Raw genomic sequence first — 16,371 nt, 5'->3', positions numbered from 1 at the left:
CAACACCCCTGCGGGTTCAACAGAAAAGGGAAAAGAAATGAGCACAGATAGAATTCCTTTGATTAAACCTTACGTCAGCCTGGATGAAGTCCAGAGCCAGTTCGAAGCGATCTTCGAGTCCGGTTGGTTCACCAAGGGCCGCAATGTCGCGGGCTTCAGGGAAGACATCTCCGCTTATACCGGGGCCAAGCACAGCTTCACCACCACCTCCGCCACCACAGCCCTTTACGCCTGCCTGAAACTGCTCGGAATCGGCGCAGGGGATGAGGTTCTCGTTTCAGACTTTTCCTTTCCGGCAACAGCCAACGTTGTTGAAGATGCCGGAGCAACTCCGGTTTTCGCTGATGTTTCCCTTGAAACATACAACATGACCGCCGCTGAATCGCGGGCCAAAATCAGCGCAAAGACCAAAGCCGTTATTTTTGTGGATGCCTTCGGCAACCCTTCCGGCCTTGATGAAATCAAAGCAATCTGCGCCGAACATGGTCTACCCCTGATTGAAGATGCGGCCTGCGCCATCGGCAGCTCTCTGGACGGAATCAAATGCGGCAACATTTCCGACCTTTCATGCTTCAGCTTCCATCCCCGCAAGCTGCTCAACTGCGGTGAGGGCGGTGCAATCACCACCAATAATCCCGAGTATGCGGAGAAGCTGGAAATCCTGCTTAACCACGGCGCAAGAATCGCCGACGGACAGTTTGATTTTGTGGAGTCCGGCTACAACTTCCGCATGACCGAGATTCAGGCCGCCATGGGCATTGCCCAGCTCAAGAAACTGGATTCCATCGTCAGCTCCCGCAACGAAATCAAAGCCGCCTACGATGAAAAACTGATGCCTCTGGGATTCATCCCCCAGAAGGTAAACAAGAATGTAATTACAAACTGCCAGTCATTAGTGTACAGGGTTCCTGAAGGATGTAACCGCGACGCTCTGGTTTCCGCCCTTGCGAAACGAAATATCGAGTCGACAATAGGCACATACTGCCTCAGCGGCCTGACCTACTACCGGGAGAAATACGACGCCGTGAACCCCGGCTCAGAAAAGCTGCAGCAGACCACCATCACTCTGCCCTGCTACGACGGCGTCGATGCACTGTTCGTGGCAGATAACGTCGCGGACATCATTAACTCCTGATCAAAAAGCATCTAAGAGGTCAATATGTTTGATTTTACTCCCAAACAATTCAAAAGCGAAGGCCCCGGAACCCCCGACCTGTCTTTGCTCAAGTCCTGCGGTGAAAATGTCATCATTGAAGACGGCGTGCGCATTTTCCACCCCGAGAATATTTCCATCGGCGATAATGTCTACATCGGGCACGATACAATCCTTAAGGGTTACTATAAATCCGACATCGTTATCGGCAGCAACGTCTGGATCGGACAGCAGTGCTTCATCATCGGTGCAGGCGGCCTGACCATCGGCGATTACGTAGGCATCGGCCCGCAGGTAAAAATCCATCCCTGCGAACACACCCATGACGATCCCACCCTGCCGACCTCTTTTCAGCCGCTCTTTTTCGATCCCATCGTCATTGAAGAAGACGTGAACATCGGCATCGGTGCCATGATCATGCACGGCGTGACCCTGAAAAATGGAACCCTAGTGGGCGCCAATGCCGTTGTTAAAAAGAATTTCCCGGAATACTCGATAATCGGCGGAGTACCGGCCAAACTTATCCGCAGCAGGGAAAGGTAAGCAAATGCCTAAGCAGAAAGACTATGACATCGGAATAATAGGGGACTTGGCCCTTGTTGATTTCAACACTGCCAAATCACTGGCGGAGTTGGGTGTAAAAGTCGTAGTTTTCAGGAAAAAATCCGCTGCCGGACAGGAAATTGTGGATGATTTTTATCAGGAAAAACATCTGGGATTCGAAATCTACAATTACAGCAATCCCGTGGATTTTTTCAAAAAGGCATGTACTTGCGCTGCGCTTTTCAGCTTCACCGGAGCGGTGCTCGGTCCTTTAAAGACCATCTACCCGCTCAGCCTGCTGCCCGCATTCCCCCCAGTGGTAAACATCGCCACCGGATCGGATATGCTTGAATTCGTGGCCGAAAAAAGCATTAAAGCTTTTCTGTTCCGGATGCACCTGCGTCTTTCGGCCATGAACTGGATTGTTGATTATCCCCACAGCCTGAAAAACGCGGTGAAGTTTAAAATACCCCGGGTATACCTGATGCCGTTCCCTGCGTTCAGACTACCGGAGGAAAGGCTTGATCTCCCGGCCCAGGACGGAACAATCAATTTTTTCCATCCCTCTCATCTGGACTGGCAGGCCACAGATAACAAAAATGAGCGTTATTCTTCCAAAGGCAACGACAGGTTCATCAGGGCCTTCATCCGCGCTGTTAAAAGCGGCCTGAACGCCAAGTGTACCCTCCTATACAGGGGGGCGGATAAAGATCTGGCCAAGAAAATGATTCAGGAATCCGGCGTGGCAGACAGCTTTATCCTTAAAGATGCGCTTTCAAGGGATGAACTTTTCGAAGAATTCGCACACTGCCACGTTGTGGTGGACCAGTTCGACGTCGGCGGACTGGGCGGGATTGCCATTGAAGCCATGGCAGCAGGGCGTCCCGTTATGATGTATGTGAATGAGAACTGTTCCAGACTGCAATACGGAGGAGACACCCCTCCGGTCATCAACTGCTGGAGCGAAGACGAAATATATGACTGTTTAATGGGCTGCGCGGAGGCATCATTTATCAATGAAAAATCCGAACAGTCATACAGTTGGGTGCACAGGCAGCACCGCACAGACGTGGTTTATGATAAAATTTTATTTTACATTTACTTATTGACAGGAAAAAAATTTAAAGACTACGGATGGGAAATTAACGCCTACAAGAACTGATTAATCAAAAATTTCCGCTATGCATTTTGAAGTTTTTACTACACAGGAATTAATTTATCTTTGCATTAGCATTACAGACAACAAGCAATAGATCGGTAAAATTAATGGAACAAAATTTTTATCAGCATGAAAGTGCGGACGTAGATCCATCTGCCAGTGTCGGGGACAATACTTATCTCTGGCAGAATGTGCAGGTCAGGGCAAAGGCCAAAGTCGGCTCTGAATGTATCATAGGCAAAGGCGCCTTTATTGATTTCGGGGCCGTTGTAGGCAACAGGGTCAAAGTCCAGAACTACGCCAATATTTTCCGTGGGGTAACTATCGAAGACGGAGTTTTCATCGGACCTTCCGTCTGTTTTACCAATGATATGTTTCCCCGTGCAGTCACCCCGGACGGGAGGTTGCAGGACTACCGGGACTGGAAATGCTACGAGACCCGGGTCAAGGAAGGTGCGGGAATCGGTGCAGGCTCGATCATCGTTTGCAATACCACCATCGGCAAATGGGCCATCATCGGCTCTGGAAGCGTAGTGACCAAGGATATCCCTGACTACGCCCTTGCATACGGCAACCCTGCACGCATCAAAGGGTTTGTCTGCCCATGCGGAACAAAATTACCGGAGCGGAACAATCTCATTGAAGAAGAAAATGTTATCTGCCCGGAATGTAATAAAGAAATAACTCTTCCGGCCTGCCCGGAACTAATTAAAAAGGATTAACAAAATGAAAACAGCAGTTATCGGAACAGGCATGATGGGCCAACATCATGTCCGTTTATATTCTGACATTAAAGATTCTGAACTTGTAGGTGTATGCGACCAGAATGTTGAGCAGACCGAACGCCTCTGCGGGCTTTACGGCGGTACTCCTTACACTGACTACCGTGAAATGCTCGATAAAGAGAAGCCGGATGCAGTAACCATCGCCCTGCCCACTTACCTGCACCGTCAGGCCACCATGGACTGCCTCGCCGCCGGTATCGATGTTCTGGTTGAAAAACCCATCGCCAAGACCGTTGAAGAAGCGCAGGAAATGATCGCTGAAGCCAAGCGCCTGAACAGAGTTCTGCAGGTCGGACACATTGAAAGGTTCAACCCCGCAGTCACCCAGCTTAAAGAAAGACTCGAAGCTGGCGAACTCGGAAAGATTTTCACTATCCACTCCCGTCGCCAGTCGCCCTATCCGGGACGTATCACCGACGTAGGTGTGGCAAGCGACCTCGCTACCCACGAACTGGACATGATGCGTAACATCGCCCAGTCTGAAGTTTCCAGCATGACTGCTGATGTTTCCAAAGTAATGAACACTGACAACGAAGACATCGTTCTCGGCCTGCTCCGCTTTGAGAACAGCATTCTCGGTATCCTCGATGTTAACTGGGTTACTCCCACCAAGGTTCGAGAAGTAAGCGTTACCGGTGAGAACGGTATGTTCACTGTGGACTACCTGAACCAGAATCTCACTTTTCATGCCAACTACGCCGCAGAACAAAGCGAAAGAACCGAATGGTTCAAAACCAAATTCGGTGTTTCCGAAGGCGATTTCACCCGCTTCAGAGTTGAGAAAAAAGAGCCTCTGCGCGTTGAAATCGAATCCTTCATGCAGTGCTGCCGCGACAAATCCACCCCGCTCGTTACCGGCGAAGACGGAATGGAAGCCCTCGCACTGGCACTGAAGATAGTCGAATGCGGTAACCACAACAAATGCAAAAGGTAATTCAAATGCGTCCTGAAATTAAAGGAAGCACTATTCTGGTCACAGGTGGCGCCGGTTTTATCGGCAGCCACCTGGTTGACCGTTTGCTTGATATGCAGGCCAAAGAGGTCATCATCATCGACAACCTCTTCCTCGGTTCCGAGGAAAATTTGGAAGACGCCTTGAAAAGGGGAGCGAAGCTCTACCGCGACGATGCGGAATTCGCCACTTCCCTTGAGTATATTTTCGAGCGCCACGACATCGACATCGTCTTCAACTGCGCCACCAAGGCCCTCAACTACTCTTTCATGAACCCCTCCAATTCGTTTGAAACGAACACCCGGGTGGTCATGAACCTTCTGGAATTCCAGAGAAAGAAGGCCTTCAAAACCTTATGCCATTTTTCAACCTCCGAGGTTTACGGCACAGCTGTTTATGAGCCAATGGATGAAGAGCATCCCCGCAACCCGACCACCCTCTACGCAGCAGGGAAGGCCGCAGCAGACCTCGCCGTGGAAACCTACGTGCGCATGTACGATCTCGACGCTTTCATCGTGCGCCCGTTCAATAACTACGGTCCCCGCCAGAACTACAAAGGCGAACTGGCCGGAGTTATCCCCATCACTGTTTTCAGAGTACTGAACGACATTCCCCTTGAAATTCACGGCACAGGCGAACAAAGCCGCGATTTCATCTACGTGACCGACACAGTGGACGCGATCATGAACGTCTACGGCAAACTTCCCAAAGGCGAATCAATCAACATCTCCACTGACAACCAGATCAGCATCAAGGAAGTGATTGAAACCATCGCCACGGAAATGAAGTACGAAGGTGAGATTCTTTCCAAGCCGTCCCGCTGTTCAGATGTTCTCTGCCACAACGCCAGCAACGAGAAGCTCAAGGGTATGATTGAATACAACCTGACTTCCTTTGCAGAAGGCCTCAAGAAATCCATCGACTGGTATGTCGATAATATTAAGCGCGGATAAAATAAGGGCGTACACGGAAACACCGTGTACGCCCTTTATTCTTGCCTGATTTTACTTATCCAAAGCTTCACGAGCCTTGTCCAAAGCATCTCTGGCCTGATCCTTGGCCTGATCACCCATCTCATCCATCTTATCTTTTGCCTGTTCCATGGCCTGATCAAACTGCTTGCCGAGCTTCTCGCCCGCGCCGTCAGTATCTTCACATCCGGAAACAACCGCCATCATAGCGACAAGACAAAGCACATAAATAATTTTTTTCATCCACGTCATAAGAACCTCCAAAATTATCACACAAAACTTACATCCAAAACGGCGAAGCCCTAATAAAAGTTTTTGAAGAGTCCAGAGAAACTTTTTACAAAAAGTTTCTCTGGCCCCCGGAGGGACCCGCGGTAGCGCCGCCGGAGGCATCCAAATAAAATTACTGTAAGCCGATCTCAACACGCGGGCCGCTTCCTTTTCCAGTGGCGGACATGCCTTTGAGGAAAACGCGTCCTGCATCAATCCCGGAGTGATCCACCAGAATAGTGCGCACCGTTTCCGCCCTGCGCCTTGCCAGATCAGCCAACTGGGTATCGGTAATCGTGATATTATCCCGCAAAGCCTTTTCCATATCCGGCACAGGCTGGGCCACCACAATACCGAGGAAGTTTGTCGGTCTTTCAAAGGTCGCATCCTTATAAGCCGCTTCCAGATACTCGGGATACTCTTCCCCGCTGATGACTACATCCTCAACTGAAGCCGGAGCATTTTCATCACCCTCAAGCTCAAGGAATTTAGGCATGGCAACCTGCCTGCGGAACTCGGCTTCTTCCATGGCCGGAATATCTTCCGGTGCGCTGAAGCCGCTGATCTCAAGTTTCAATCCCGGACGATCGGTCATGGCCTTGGCCACAGACTCGATCTTGGACTGCTCGCCTTCCTTGAAGCCATCTTTGCCCGGTTCAAAGGCCATTACATCCATATCCTCGCCACCGCCTACAAGAGCACCGATCAAGGCAAAAGGCGAAGTAACCGCCTTGACCAGCAGGTTGACTATGGCCCTTCCAATAACACGTCCAAGCTTAAACTGCGGATCGGAAAGATCACCTTCAACCGGGATATCCAAACGGATATTCCCGCTGCTGTCCTTGAGCAGGGCCAGCCCGAGACCGATGGGAATGTTGGGTGCATCCGGGTTATCGACCTTCTCGCCCACCTCAAACTGATAAATATCGAAGACGTTGTCCACAGCAAGAAATTTACCGCGTAGCTTAACACCAACATCAGAACTGAGCATCCCGGTGCTGACCGGATAGGCAATGAACTTTTCAGTGTAAGGCGAAAGCTGGGTCATATCCAAATTTGCCAGCGAAACATTGATATCAGTATCCGCACCGTCCGCTGTTGGCTGCAGATACCCTTCTGCTACCAACGGAGACTGTTTATCAAGAGTTGCGTTGAATGAAAGATCCGTGCGCTGACCACGCGGAAGTTCCAACCCGCGCACAGCGGAACGCATCTTGGAAATATCCAGTTCAAAGGCCGGTGACACAACGTAATCCCTGAAACTGACTGTACCGTTAGTCATAAAAATCTTATCTATGAAGATATTATTGTCTTTCTTTTCCTCTTCAGTAGGAGAGTTCAACTCGGCAATCCCAAGGGCTGGCGTAGTACCATTCTGCTGCGCAGCTTCGGCCTTTTTAGCGGCCTCCTCAGCCTGTTCTTCAACAATCTCTTCATTTACAGGCTCGGCACGTTCACCGGTCAGCATGCGGCCGATATTAAAGGTTCCGTCTTTTTCACGTTCAAGATTGGCCTTGGGATTCAGGACTGCAATGGAACCTACCTTAACCTTGAACGGGGCAGAACGAAAATCTATGCCTCGCACAGCCAGATCATCCAGATGAAAAAACTGCTTGTTACCTTGATTGTCGCGAATGAGCAGATCTTTTAACTGCACCTTGCCCGTATATCCTGCCGAAGGCTCTTTCTCAGCGGAAAAATCCCAATCTCCATTCACATCAAGATGTCCGCGGGCAATATTCAGCTGCATTTGAGGAGGCAGATAACCGTTGAAATCACGCAGCCGAAGCTTGCGGACCTGTACACGTCCCTTTCCCTGCAGGGATTGCGGCCCGGCCTGTCCATTGACATTGATGTAGCCCCGCTTGTTGACAACAGCAGAAAAGTTCAGCTTCAGGGGCTTTTTTTCAGGAAAGGTAAGCCCGTCCACACCTACCTTGATATCGCTGATGCTGGTGACGGTCTTCTTTGTAGCCGCCCGGTCTGTGAATTCAAGACCGGAATCAGCAATCCTGAACCTGTTCAGAGCGATCTTCCAAGGCTCAGCTTCAGAGTCATCTGACTCTGCAGATTCCTCCGACTTTGCGGACTGCCCTGCGGGAATACCGACTTTTCCGGCTTTAGTATTCTGCTGATGTTTCTCCAGCTGCTTAATAAGGTCGATGCCTTTCTTGTCACGCATGAGATTAATCAACAATTTGTTGAGATCAATGGAATCAATGACCACGGACTTTTCCGTGATATCCACAGTGCCGTTGCTGACCGCAAATCCGTCCAGGCCGATCAGAGTCTTGCCACCGCCTTTGGGCTGCAAATCAAGCCCGGTAACATTGACCCGGATATTATCCAGACGCATTGTCCCGTTGTTTGCTGCGAACTGAAAATCACTGCCCAGTCCAACCTTGCCTCCGGCAACATCAAGCGGCAGAGGTTCATCCAGATAGGCATGATAATCGGGAATATTCAGATCCTCGACCAAGGCCGAACCGTTAACAGCGAGAGGAATGACTGTCATTGCGCCCTGCCCGCTGATGATTTCCGTGGAATTCGATCCCACGCGAAAATCCCACGTTCCGGCGGCGTTCTCCGCAGTAGTGACATTCCCGGCATGAACCATGATCGGCCCGATTTTCTTGGTGAACCCTTTACCGAAAGCATTGTCACTGAAATCAACCTGCCCGCCATTGAGCTTAAAATCCTTGATCAATGCCGCCAGAGCCGGACCGGATTCAGCCTTCGATCCATCTTCAGTTTTTTTGGATTCCTCCCCGGCTTCAATGGACGGGGCGAGATAATCAAGCAGGTCGGGACTGCCGTCTTCTTTGATCCCAACCTTGAGGTATGGATCATCCAGCCTGATGGAGGAGATCTTGACCAGACGCTGCAGAATCCGCATCTCGTCTACATCCACTGCGAGTTCTTTGAACTTTAACAGGGACGGTCCTTTTAGAGCTGCGAGATTAAAATTTGAAACGCTTGCCTTACCGCTGATGGTAACTCTGGGCAGCAGAGCATCACCGCGCTCAAAGGCAAGAACCAGATTCGTGCTCAGACTACCGCTTTTAAGCTCGGTGGTTTTATAGATCGGCAGGTACGGCCAGTATTCTGCAAGCTGGGCATCCTTGATTGAAAAATCGAACTGGGTCTTCATACTCTGGTTAAACGGCAGGGTATGGCCTGTCAGGGCAAAAGGAGTGCCGTTGATGATCATTTCAAGACTGGGCTGAACCTTCTTTGCATTATCACGCAGGAGCGATGAGGTGAAAGGAATAAACAGTTCAATGTCGGAAACCACGTGATTCACATCACGGACTTTATCGTGAAGCTTAAAGGTTCCGTTGCTGACAATCAGATCACGAATGATGAAAGGGAACAGGTCCTTTTTCTCTTTCGGGGTTTCTTCCAGCCCGTCTTCTTCCACATCCCCTTCCGGAATGAGGTCGGAAATACTGCTTCCGCCCCTGAAGATGGACAAATCCACCAGAGGCTCGACAAGATTTATTTCATCAAGAATCAGGGAAAGGCGAAAAATTGAAAAAGAATCGAGATTAAGGTCAAACTGCTTAAATGCAAACAGACTACCTTCGCCCTCTTTTTTGCCGATCTCAAATCCGTAAACAGAAAGATTCAGCGAAAAAGGATTGAACTCGACTTTTTCCAGCTGTACCGGCCTATTCAACAATGGCGGAAGCTGGGAGAGTGCAACTTTTTTAATCGTAAAGGGAATAAGTAGGAAGCCGACAAGAGTATAGGATATGAGCACTGCGGACATGACCACCCCAACCTTGCCCGGACGGTTCAAACCTTTCCACTGCTCGAGTATTTTTTTGAACATAGAATTCTTCATACCTCCGCTTATAATTCGGATTCCTTAGTAATACATTATTATCTACTGAAAATACAGTTCCGTATCAATTAGATACTCCAGCAATCAGAGTGTTGAACAAATGATTGGCGGCTGGTAGGTTAGCTTAGGAAAAGGGAGGGGATTTTCTAATGAAAGCGGAAACATCTACAAATGAACAATACCTTTTTACCCGGCCTTGGCTTCACGTCCGGCAGGTGATTCTGGTATGCCTTTTCCTGCTGATTTTTTTTCTTCCCCCGACAGTGCAGGCCAGCTCGCTTAAGCTTAAAAACATGGTCCTCGACAATCAGGCCGGATCAATCATGGCCCGCTTCGGCATTGAGCTGAATGCCGACACACAGGTTGAGGAAGCATTGCTGGACGGAATCAAGCTTAAATTAATCTGCAAAGCCTCACTATTTGAGCACAAAAGTATGTGGATGGATTCTGAAGTGGCGGGCAAAACATACTCCAACAAACTCTACTTCGATTCCCTTTCAAAACAATTCGTGCTGGAGAAGCAGGGCAGCGAAAAAATAATAAAAAACAAGAGCCTAAGCATCCTTCTCCGGGAAGAATGGAACAGTATCATCCTTGATCTTGGGCCGTGGTCGACTCTCCAGCGCGGTGAACGTTACAACCTGCGTCTGAAAGTACAACTCGACCGGACCGAAGTTCCGGCATGGCTTAAAAACACGCTCTTTTTCTGGTCATGGGATATAATCCCCGCCGCCACTTACCAACTGGATTTTACTTACTGAGTTCAAGACTGCCATGACTGAACAGAACATAAAAATAAGTGTCCCGGACACCAAAGAACGCAAACGCAGACAGCGCGAATATTACATAGCTTTCTTCTGTCTGCTGGTATTTGTGGGCTTAAGCTTTGTCCAGCTGAAATACATCGGGGTCAACTCCTATCTTTTCGTGGGCCTGTTCAACCTGAACTTCATCCTGCTGCTCATTGTCCTCTTTATCGTGGTCCGCAACGGGGTAAAGCTGCTTCTGGAACGACGGCGCAGGGTTCTGGGCTCCAAGTTGCGAACGCGCCTGGTCCTTTCGTTCATGTCCCTGTCCCTTGTACCGACCCTGCTCATGTTTTTCATGGCTATGCAGTTCGTGCAGATATCTGTGGATTACTGGTTCAAAAATCAGGTTGAAGAATCCATGGTCCAATCACTTGAGCTGGGTAGGGCCTTTTACGCATCCGCGCAGGAAGGACTGGAGCGCCGGGGTGAAAACATCCTTGAAACCATCAAGGAAAGCCGCTACGCATGGGGCGGAAAATCCATGAATATCTTTCTCGGCAAGAAACTTGGGGAATACGACCTCGGGTTACTCGGTGTTGTCCGCCCGGACCGCACAAAAATAAATTGGTATTCCCAAGGTTCGTGGGACAAGGCGTGGTCGGAGATCAATGCCAAAGTCGACTGGGACGACATGCAGAAAAATCCCCGTTTCTGGTCCACCATCCATCCCATGCCCGGCAATGATATGGTAATCGGTATCCTTCCCGTTGATGAAGGTAAAACCGGTTTCCTGATCATCGGGGAAAATATCGGACAGGGACTGCTTTACAAGCTGGACCGGGTTGTGCGAGGGCTTGATGAGTACAAACAACTCAAGACCCTGAAATACCCGCTCAAAATGAGCCTTTATCTCACCTTGGGTGTCACAACATTGTTGATTATCCTCGGCTCCATCTGGTTCGGATTTCGGCTTTCAAAAGAGCTTTCCGCCCCTATTCAGGCTCTGGCCGCAGGATCGCAACGCATTGCCCGTGGTGATCTTTCAGTTCGTCTTGAAGACCGCTCCGATGACGAACTGGGCTTCATGGTCCAGTCTTTCAACCGCATGGCCGAAGACCTTGAAGACAGCCAGAAAAGCCTGAAAACCGCCAACGAAAGACTGGCTCAGCAGAATCAGGAACTGGAGCGCAGGGGCCGTTATATGGAGGCGGTGCTCAACAACATCACCGCCGGGGTAATCTCGCTTAATGAAGAAGGGAAAATCAGCACCGTAAACTCGGCGATTGAAGAAATGCTGGGCATTGAAGCCCGTTTTGTACACGGTAAAGATCCGCTGGCACTGCTCCCGGAAGGGGATCTGGCCTCACTCATTGCCGAAGCGCGCTCCCACATGGCTACCAGCCCCTTTTCCCAATGGCAGCGGCAGCTTTCCCTGACCGTGGAAGGCAGGCACAGGAAATTTCTGGTCAACGTTGTGGCTCTTAAATCCGGAGAATCAAGTGCCGGTATCGTAGCTGTATTCGAAGACATTACCGAACTGGAAAAAATGCAACGTATTGCGGCATGGCGCGAAGTTGCCAGACGTATCGCCCATGAGATAAAGAACCCGCTGACCCCGATCAAGCTTTCCGCGCAACGTTTGCAGCGCAAGTTCGGACCGGAAATCGAAGATAACGTTTTCCGTGAATCCACCGAACTGATTACCTCACAGGTGGAGCACCTACAACAGATGGTTCAGGAATTCTCGGCCTACGCAAAACTGCCTGAAGTGCGCCTCGTACCGGACAACATTACCCCGCTGCTGGAAGAAGTAGTCAAACTCTACCGCAACAGCCACAGCAACATTGAATGGACCCTGGACTTCGACGGCGAACTGCCGCAGCAGGAAATAGACCGCGAAGCCATGCGCCGAACACTGATAAACCTGCTGACCAACGCGGCAGAAGCTCTTGAAGGTTGCAAGAATCCGAAAGTAGCCATCACCGCCATGCACGATGCCACGCTCGGCTGGCTGCGCATTGAAGTACAGGATAACGGTCCCGGACTTACCGCCGATGAACGCTCCCGAATGTTCGAACCGTACTTCTCCAGCAAAAAAAGCGGGACCGGTCTGGGTCTTACCATCGTCAAATCAATTGTCACCGACCACCGTGGATTTATCAGGGTTAAGCCCGCAGAACCCCACGGAACAATATTCGTACTGGAATTGCCTACCTAATTTATTTGCCGTTCTGCTTGCCTGACACTTATAATCTTGTTTAGTATAATAACGTATAACCAAAGCAGCAGACTTCACTTTTTACCGACCTGAACTAACGGATTGCAAATGATTTCCTACGCAGAAAACAACAATGAAAACAAACGCCCTGCACGCATAATGGTTGTGGAGGATGAGGCTATTGTTTCCCTGGATATACAAGGCCGCCTGAAAGCCCTTGGTTACGACATAGCAGGAACAGCATCCTCCGGGGAAAAAGCTGTGATGACGACCTCGGAAATGAAACCCGACCTGATACTTATGGATATCATGCTGGAAGGGGAAATGGACGGCATAGATACCGCATCTGTGATCAACAAAACGCAGGATATCCCGATAGTCTACCTCACTGCCTATGCCGACAACGACACTTTAAGCCGGGCTAAAATAACCGAGCCTTTCGGATACATCATCAAACCATTCGAAGACCGGGAACTAAACCTGACCATCGAAATGGCCCTTTACAAACACCGGGCAGAAAGCACGCTGAATGAAAACCGACGCTGGCTGAAGACCACCTTCGACAGTATTGATGACGCGGTTATCACAACAGACAGCCACGGACGGATCAAATCCATGAACAGGGCCGCCTGCTCACTTATGGGTAATCATGTTGATTGCTTCTACGGCCATGAATTTCAGGAAACTGTCAATATTATTGAATCTGAAACAGATGAATCCATAAACCTCTTTTCGGAAACCGGAGAAGAACCCTGCGTCGGAGATACCGTTCTAAGAGGCCCGCAAAACACAACCCCGGTTTCAGTCAATATTTCCTCTATTGAAGAGAAAGGTCATGTCATCGGTAAAGTTGTGGTGCTGCGGGATATTTCCGAACTGAAAAAAAGTGAAGCAGCCCTCAAAGAAAGCCTCAAGCAAATGAACCGCATTTTTGATGAAACTGTTGCCTCGCTGACTGCAATGTCAGAGAAACGCGATCCCTACACATCGGGGCATCAGCAGCGTGTTGCGGAACTGGCCTGCCGCATCGCCCAGAGAATGGGACTTTCGGAAGAAGCGATTCACAGTATCAAGATTGCGGGTATCCTGCATGATGTAGGCAAAATTTCCATCCCTGCAGAAATCCTTTCCAAGCCGACACGGTTGACCGACCTCGAAATGAACCTGATGAAAACACATTCCGAGGCCGGATATGAAATCCTCAAGGGAATTTCATTTCCATGGCCCGTAGCCCGGATAGTTCTGCAACACCATGAACGGCTGGACGGAACCGGATACCCCAACGGGCTCAGCGGCAACGACATTCTGAAAGAAGCACGGATTATCTCCGTAGCCGATGTCGTGGAAGCAATGAGTTCGCACCGTCCCTACCGCGCTGCACTGGGATTGCCCAAAGCCATGGCCGAAATTGCACGGGGCCGGGGAATTTCTTATGATCCCGAAGTAGTAGACGCCTGCACAGAACTGATTGAAGAAAGTAATTTTTCTTTTGAAAAATAAACGGGACAATAAATGAGCAAAAATATTTTGATTGTGGATGACGAGGACGGCATCAGATATTCCCTGCGCGGAATTCTGGAAGATGAAGGATTTGATGTAGGCGAGGCGGAAAGCGGGGAGCAGGCCCTCGCCCACCTTTCTGACGATCAGCCGGACCTTGTTTTTCTGGACATTTGGCTTCCGGGTATGGACGGCCTTGAAGTTCTGGAACGCATCAAAAAAGAATGGGACTGGCTTCCGGTAGTCATGATTTCCGGTCACGGAAATATTGAAACGGCAGTCTCAGCCATTAAAAAAGGTGCTTTCGACTTCATCGAGAAACCCCTGTCCCTTGAAAAAGTCGTCATTACCGCTGAAAAAGCCGTTGAATTCTCCAGGCTGCAATCTGAAAACAAGGCCCTGCGCACCCGCATCGCCACCGAACAGCCGGCCAAACTTACCGGGGAATCCGAATCCATCGAATCAATGCGAGAGGTTATCGGACAGGTAGCCCCAACAGACGCATGGGTGCTCATCACCGGAGAAAACGGAACAGGCAAGGAAATTGTCGCCCGCTCAATCCATTCCCGCAGCCAGCGCGCTGATAATCCGCTGGTGGCGGTCAACTGTGCGGCAATCCCGGAAGAACTGATCGAATCGGAACTTTTCGGCCATGAAAAAGGCGCATTCACCGGAGCAGAAAAAGCTCAGGAAGGTAAATTCGAACTGGCTGACAATGGGACTCTCTTCCTTGATGAAATAGGTGATATGAGTCTGAAAACGCAGGCTAAAATATTACGAATACTTCAGGAACAGCGTTTTGAAAGAGTCGGTGGAAGAAAAACCATCAATGTAGATGTGCGGGTAATTGCAGCTACCAACAAAGATCTTTCCCAGGAAATCAAAAACGGCAATTTCCGTGAAGACCTCTATTACAGGCTCAAGGTCTTCCCTCTGGAAGTACCCCCTCTACGGGATCGTGCAGAAGATATCCCCATGCTCATCAGCGAATTCATTACCAGATTGACCCGTCAGCACAGTTTCAAACCCCTGTCCTTTACCGATCAGGCCCTTAAGGTTCTAACCCGCTATTCATGGCCCGGAAACGTTCGGGAACTGAAAAATTTTGTAGAAAGAATGCTGATCATGTTTGGCGGGAAAGAAGTGGGACCGGACAAACTGCCGCCGGAAATAGCGAACGGACCGCACAACGAAACCGAAGATCAGAAGCAACTGCCTTTGCCGCTTCCCGAAGGTGAAGTTAATTTCAAGAAAGCGCGTGCTGATTTTGAAGCCCAGTTCCTTGAAGCCAAACTTCGTGAATACAAAGGAAATGTCTCCAAGCTGGCCGAAGCCGTCGGTCTGGAGAGAAGTTCCCTGTACCGCAAACTCAAGGCATATGAAATTCAGGTGGATTAAGGACCGAGCCAGTGCACCGCTCCGGAATCGGTATCATAAATTGCGCCCATTATCCGGGCCTTGCCGGAACGTACTTTTTCCAGAACCGCCGGACATTGGCTCAACACATCACGCATAACCTGCCGAACATTGGTTTCAGCCACTTTGTCCACCAACTCCCTTCCCTTAAGCGAAGGGTAAAGCACACGGGTCATCTTGATAGCAGGTTCAAGCTTGCCCAGCAGCTGGACCAGATGTCCTTTCAGCTCGACTTTATCAATGGCAGCCTTGATCAGGGTGGAACGGGTATGTCCCATGACCACCAGCAACGGTGTTTCAAGGGCCAGCATGGAATATTCAACCGAAGCCAGAGTATCAGATCCGACTACATTTCCTGCCAGACGCACAGTAAAAAGATCACCAAGCCCACGGTCAAAAATAAGCACCGGGTCCACCCGTGAATCAGAAGCTGTAATCACTGTAGCAAAAGGATTCTGGCCCTGCAGAGCCAACACCTTGCGCTGATGTGAGGTCTGATTCGGATAGACACTGCTGCCCTTAACAAACCGCAGGTTACCTTCCATAAGCAGTACCAGAGAATTATCTGCACTCTTCACTGTTGAATCAGGCGCGGAAGTACCGTTAAAAGCAGCACAGGGCGAGGCTGCAAAAGTTAGCAGGAGTGCAGTAATGATAAAGATAGACAGATTCTTCAATGGATGCTCCGCAGTTTGCAAGTAGTTGGACTCGATAAACAGACCATACATAGCGCAACCGTGTTTACGCAAGGGGGACGAAAAAATTACTTCGCCGGGACAGCTAAAGTTTTTTCCCGCCAGACCGATCA

The 16,371-nt window shown here is 49.8% G+C and carries 13 protein-coding genes; 10 read left to right on the top strand and 3 right to left on the bottom strand.

Going from position 1 to position 16,371, the window contains the following annotated elements; genetic code table 11:
* Positions 1–37 precede the first annotated feature (37 nt).
* From ACNI29_RS08220 to ACNI29_RS08195, 6 genes are all read left to right on the top strand, one after another.
* The gene (locus tag ACNI29_RS08220; protein WP_419781719.1) at positions 38–1,135 is read left to right on the top strand and encodes a DegT/DnrJ/EryC1/StrS family aminotransferase; all 1,098 of its coding nucleotides are present in this window, start codon (positions 38–40) and stop codon (positions 1,133–1,135) included.
* A 24-nt stretch (positions 1,136–1,159) separates the two neighbouring features.
* Positions 1,160–1,696: an acyltransferase gene (locus tag ACNI29_RS08215; protein WP_419781718.1), complete on the top strand. Its 537-nt coding sequence runs from the start codon at positions 1,160–1,162 to the stop codon at positions 1,694–1,696.
* Positions 1,697–1,700: 4 nt separating this feature from the next.
* Positions 1,701–2,858 (top strand): glycosyltransferase, encoded by a 1,158-nt coding sequence (locus ACNI29_RS08210; protein ID WP_419781717.1) that lies wholly within the window; start codon positions 1,701–1,703, stop codon positions 2,856–2,858.
* 104 nt (positions 2,859–2,962) lie between these two features.
* A complete protein-coding gene (locus ACNI29_RS08205) occupies positions 2,963–3,577 on the top strand; it encodes an acyltransferase (RefSeq protein ID WP_419781716.1) in 615 nt (204 codons plus the stop codon).
* Positions 3,578–3,581: 4 nt separating this feature from the next.
* On the top strand, positions 3,582–4,574 hold the full coding sequence (locus ACNI29_RS08200; protein ID WP_419781715.1) for a Gfo/Idh/MocA family oxidoreductase: 993 nt from the start codon (positions 3,582–3,584) through the stop codon (positions 4,572–4,574).
* Complete coding sequence (locus ACNI29_RS08195; RefSeq protein WP_419781714.1) at positions 4,562–5,545, top strand: dTDP-glucose 4,6-dehydratase; 984 nt, start codon at positions 4,562–4,564, stop codon at positions 5,543–5,545. Before ACNI29_RS08200 ends, ACNI29_RS08195 begins: the two co-directional genes overlap by 13 nt.
* Positions 5,546–5,596: 51 nt before the next feature.
* Here the strand turns inward: ACNI29_RS08195 and ACNI29_RS08190 are convergent, their stop codons facing one another.
* Together ACNI29_RS08190 and ACNI29_RS08185 are read right to left on the bottom strand one after the other, a co-directional pair.
* Positions 5,597–5,815, bottom strand: coding sequence for a YtxH domain-containing protein (locus tag ACNI29_RS08190; RefSeq protein WP_419781713.1), 219 nt, complete (start codon positions 5,813–5,815; stop codon positions 5,597–5,599).
* Between the two features lie 151 nt (positions 5,816–5,966).
* Entirely contained in the window at positions 5,967–9,680 is a 3,714-nt protein-coding gene (locus ACNI29_RS08185) for a DUF748 domain-containing protein (RefSeq protein ID WP_419781712.1), read from the bottom strand.
* A gap of 149 nt (positions 9,681–9,829) precedes the next feature.
* Here ACNI29_RS08185 and ACNI29_RS08180 point away from each other — a divergent pair, with 149 nt between their 5' ends.
* The 4 genes from ACNI29_RS08180 to ACNI29_RS08165 all read left to right on the top strand — a co-directional run bounded on the left by ACNI29_RS08180 (position 9,830) and on the right by ACNI29_RS08165 (position 15,545).
* Complete coding sequence (locus ACNI29_RS08180; RefSeq protein ID WP_419781711.1) at positions 9,830–10,441, top strand: DUF4390 domain-containing protein; 612 nt, start codon at positions 9,830–9,832, stop codon at positions 10,439–10,441.
* A gap of 13 nt (positions 10,442–10,454) precedes the next feature.
* Positions 10,455–12,647, top strand: a complete 2,193-nt coding sequence (locus ACNI29_RS08175) for a sensor histidine kinase (protein ID WP_419781710.1) — start codon at positions 10,455–10,457, stop codon at positions 12,645–12,647.
* 108 nt (positions 12,648–12,755) lie between these two features.
* A complete protein-coding gene (locus tag ACNI29_RS08170) occupies positions 12,756–14,147 on the top strand; it encodes an HD domain-containing phosphohydrolase (RefSeq protein ID WP_419781709.1) in 1,392 nt (463 codons plus the stop codon).
* 12 nt (positions 14,148–14,159) lie between these two features.
* The gene (locus ACNI29_RS08165; RefSeq protein ID WP_419781708.1) at positions 14,160–15,545 is read left to right on the top strand and encodes a sigma-54-dependent transcriptional regulator; all 1,386 of its coding nucleotides are present in this window, start codon (positions 14,160–14,162) and stop codon (positions 15,543–15,545) included.
* Here ACNI29_RS08165 and ACNI29_RS08160 read toward each other — a convergent pair.
* Positions 15,542–16,240: a carbonic anhydrase gene (locus tag ACNI29_RS08160; protein WP_419781707.1), complete on the bottom strand. Its 699-nt coding sequence runs from the start codon at positions 16,238–16,240 to the stop codon at positions 15,542–15,544. The genes ACNI29_RS08165 and ACNI29_RS08160 overlap by 4 nt on opposite strands.
* Positions 16,241–16,371: the final 131 nt, after the last annotated feature.

The organism is Maridesulfovibrio spiralis (SeqCode) (assembly GCF_048571135.1).
GTDB lineage: Bacteria > Desulfobacterota > Desulfovibrionia > Desulfovibrionales > Desulfovibrionaceae > Maridesulfovibrio > Maridesulfovibrio spiralis.
This window is presented reverse-complemented; position numbering and strand designations above follow the sequence as displayed.